The organism is Streptomyces sp. NPDC003943, assembly GCF_053605265.1.
Genome location: NZ_JBSGIW010000180.1, coordinates 1 through 3,924, shown reverse-complemented (window position 1 = coordinate 3,924; position 3,924 = coordinate 1). Strand labels below are relative to the sequence as shown.

Below are 3,924 nucleotides of genomic sequence, written 5' to 3'. Positions count from 1 at the left end.
GAATTGAAAAAAAACAGGGGGTGGCCCACCCCCCGGCGGGCGGGGGGGGGGGGCGCCGCGCCCGGCGGGGGGGCGGGCCGCCGGGGGGCTTTTCCCGCCCCGGGGCGCACGCCCCACGGACCGGACGGGAATGCAGTCGAAGGAATAGTCCATGCAATTTCGCCAAAAGGCGCTTTCCAAGCTGCAGTCTCCCGAAGAACTCGATCTCCCGGTGCGTTTCGCCCGCCCCCAGGGGCGACTCGTCCTCGCGGTCACCGTCCTCGTCATGGCGGCCGCCGCGTACTGGACGTTCACCGGCACCGTCACGTCCAAGCTGACCGCGCCCGGGATCCTCGCCCACACCGAGGGCCGCTATCTGCTGCAGAGTCCGGTCGCCGGACAGGTGACCGAGGTCCTCGTCACCGAGGGCGCCACCGTCTCCGCCGGCCAGCCCCTCGTCGTCGTCCGCACCGAGCAGGGCGACCGGCAGGTACGCGCGCTCGCCGCCGGCCGGCTGACCGCCCTCTACGCGCGGACCGGCGCCGTCGTGCCCACCGGCGCCGACGTGGCGACCGTCGAACGCGCCACCGGCCCGCGTGATCCCCTCGTCGCCGTCCTCTACGTCCCCGGCGGCGACACCTCCGCGCTCCGCAAGGGGGCCCGCGTCGACCTCACCGTCACCTCCGTGGCCCGCGACAAGTACGGCGTGCTGCGCGGCACGGTCACCGAAGTGGGCCGCGCGCCGCAGACGAAGGCGCAGATCGGCGGCTTCCTCGGCGACGACGGGCTCGCCGCCGCGTTCACCCGCCAGGGCAACCCGGTCGCGGTGCTCGTCGCCCTGGACCGCTCCACCACCACCGCCTCCGGCTACACCTGGTCCTCGGCCGAGGGCCCGCCGTACGCCGTCGAGGCCGGCACCCCCGTCAGCGGCTCGGTCCACCTCTCCTCGCAACGCCCCGTCGACTGGCTGCTCCCGTGAACCCGTCCTCCCCCGTCTCCTCCGCCTCGAACCCGCGCAGGAGGAACGCCCGGCGCCGCCCCGCGCCCCGCCGCCGTCCGGTGCCCCGCGGCCGGCGCCCGCGCACGGTCCGTACCCCCACCGTGCTCCAGATGGAGGCGGTCGAGTGCGGCGCGGCGGCCCTCGCCATGGTCCTCGGGCACTACGGCAGGTACGTGCCGCTGGAGGAGCTGCGCATCGCCTGCGGTGTCTCCCGGGACGGCTCGCGCGCGAGCAACCTGCTGAAGGCGGCCCGCAGTCACGGCCTGACGGCCAGGGGCATGCAGATGGACCTGGCGGCGCTCGCCGAGGTCGCGGCCCCGGCCGTGCTGTTCTGGGAGTTCAACCACTACGTCGTCTACGACGGGATGGGCCGGCGCCTCGGCCGTACCGGCGTGTACGTCAACGACCCGGCGAAGGGCCGCCGGTTCGTGCCCATGGAGGAGTTCGACTCGGCCTTCACCGGCATCGTGCTCGTCTTCGAGCCGGGCCCGGACTTCCGGCGCGGCGGCCGCAGGCCGGGCGTGCTCGGCGCGCTGCCGGCCCGGCTGCGCGGCACCTCGGGCACCATGGCCGCGGCCGTGCTCTCCAGCGTGCTGCTGGTGGCCGTCGGCGCGTGGGTGCCGGCCCTCAGCCGTACGTACATCGACACGTTCCTGATCGGCGGCCAGTCCTCACTGCTCGGCGTGCTGTTCGCGGCGATGACCACCGCGCTCGTGCTCACCGGCGCCCTCACCGCCCTGCAACAGGCCAATCTGCTGCGCGGCCGGATCGTCTCCTCGACCCTGGGCAGCGCCCGCTTCCTGCGCCATCTGCTGCGGCTGCCCGTCGCCTTCTACGCCCAGCGCGGCCCGGCCGACCTGGTACAGCGGCTGCGCTCCAACGACTCGGTCGCCGAGACCCTGGCCCGTGACCTGTCGGCGGCGGGCGTGGACGCGGTGGTCGTGCTGCTGTACGCGGTGCTGCTGTGGACGTACGACCCCCAGCTCACCGTCGTCGGCGTCGGCGTCGCCCTGCTCAACGTGGTGGCGCTGCGGATCGCGGTGCGCGTCCGGGCCACCGGCACCCGCAAGCTGCGCGCCGAGACCGCCCGGCTGACCAACACCTCGTACGGCGGTCTCCAGCTCATCGAGACGATCAAGGCCACGGGCGGCGAGGACGGCTTCTTCCGCCGCTGGTCGGGGCAGCACGCGGTCACCCTGGACGTGCAGCAGCGGCTCGGCGTGCCGAGCGCGTGGCTGGCGATCGTCGCGCCCACGCTCGCCGCGCTCAACAGCGCGCTGATCCTGATGATCGGCGGACTGCGGGCGGTCGAGGGGCATCTGACGGTCGGTCTGCTCGTCGCCTTCCAGGCACTGGTGACCGGCTTCACGGCGCCGATCGCCCGGCTCGGCGGCGTCGCGGGCCGGATCCAGGACTTCGCCGCCGACGTGGCCCGGCTCAAGGACGTCGAGAACTTCCCCGTCGACCCGGTCCACGCCCGGCCCGAGCCCGCCGGCGGCTCCCGGCGGCTCGCCGGCCACGTCGAGCTCGACCGCGTCACCTTCGGCTACAGCCCGCTGGACGCGCCGCTGCTCACGGACTTCTCGCTCACCGTCGGCCCCGGGCAGCAGGTCGCGCTCGTCGGCGGCTCCGGCAGCGGCAAGTCCACCGTCTCCCGGCTGATCGCGGGCCTGTACGCCCCGTGGGAGGGCTCGGTCCGGGTCGACGGGCGACGCCTGGAGGACATCCCGCGCGGCACGCTCGCCGCCTCCGTCGCCTTCGTCGACCAGGACGTCTTCCTCTTCGAGGGCAGCGTCCGCGACAACGTGGCGCTGTGGGACCCGTCCGTGCCCGACGAGGCCGTGGTCGCCGCGCTCGCGGACGCCGGAGTCCTCGACGACGTGTCCCGGCGGCCCGGCGGCATCCACAGCCGGGTCGAGCAGGACGGCCGCAACTTCTCCGGCGGGCAGCGCCAGCGCCTCGAACTCGCCCGGGCGCTCGTCCGCGACCCCGCCGTGCTCGTCCTCGACGAGGTGACCAGTGCCCTGGACGCGGTCACCGAGCGGGTCGTCATCGACAATCTGCGCCGCCGCGGCTGCGCCTGCGTGGTCATCGCCCACCGGCTCAGCACCGTGCGCGACAGCGACGAGATCCTGGTCCTCGACCGGGGCACGGTGGTGGAACGCGGGCGGCACGAACACCTGGTGGCCGCGGGCGGCCCGTACGCCGAACTGGTCAGGGAGCACTGACGTGACCTCGTTCCCGTACGCCTCCGACACCGCGCCCGTCGTCGGCGACCCGGTCGTCACCGCGCTCGGCGCCCTCGGCGCGCCCGTCGACTGCACCGGACTGCGCAGCCTGTCCCTGGAAGGCCCGTCGGTGCTGTGGCTGGTGGAGCACGGCGCGCTCGACCTGTTCGCCGTGGACGCGGCGCACGCCGGCGCCTGGCACTTCCTCGGCCGGGCGGGCGCGGGCGCGCTGCTCCTCGGCCCCGCCGAGGGCCCGGACCACACGCTGGTGGGCCGGCCGACCCGCGAGTGCCTGCTGCGCCGGATCGAGCTGCGCGAACTGTACCGGCAGCCGTACGAGCCGTCTTACGAGGCGTCGTACGACGGCTCGTACGGGGCGCAGTACGAGGCGGGTGCCCAGGCCCCGGGCCCGCTGGAGGCGGCCTTCGCGCTGGGCGTCGGGCGAGGGCTGCGCGTCCTGTACGAGGCTCCGCTCGGCGGCGCCACGGCCGGTGCCGGCGCGGCGCAGGCGGCGGACGACGACATCGTGTGGATGCACGTCGCCCCCGGCGCCGTCGGCTACGGCCCCGCGTACGACCTGCTCGTCGACGCGGCGCTGTGGCAGGGCATGGTCGAGCAGCAGTACCGGCTCCTGTACGCCCTCGACGAGTGGATCGAGGAGCGCGAGCGGGCCCAGGAGGACCGCACGGCCGCCGGTCTCGCGGCGGGCCGGGCGGC

General features: G+C 74.8%; 2 protein-coding genes and 1 pseudogene. All 3 read left to right on the top strand.

Translation table 11 applies throughout. From position 1 onward, the window contains the following. Positions 1 to 151 precede the first annotated feature (151 nt). Positions 152 to 958, top strand: coding sequence for an HlyD family efflux transporter periplasmic adaptor subunit (locus ACWEV0_RS35750; RefSeq protein WP_453153977.1), 807 nt, complete (start codon positions 152 to 154; stop codon positions 956 to 958). Further along, positions 955 to 3,207, top strand: a complete 2,253-nt coding sequence (locus ACWEV0_RS35745) for an NHLP family bacteriocin export ABC transporter peptidase/permease/ATPase subunit (protein ID WP_453153976.1) — start codon at positions 955 to 957, stop codon at positions 3,205 to 3,207. The genes ACWEV0_RS35750 and ACWEV0_RS35745 overlap by 4 nt, the downstream gene beginning before the upstream one ends. Position 3,208: 1 nt before the next feature. Continuing rightward, positions 3,209 to 3,924: pseudogene (locus ACWEV0_RS35740) on the top strand (NHLP bacteriocin export ABC transporter permease/ATPase subunit); the annotation flags it as partial.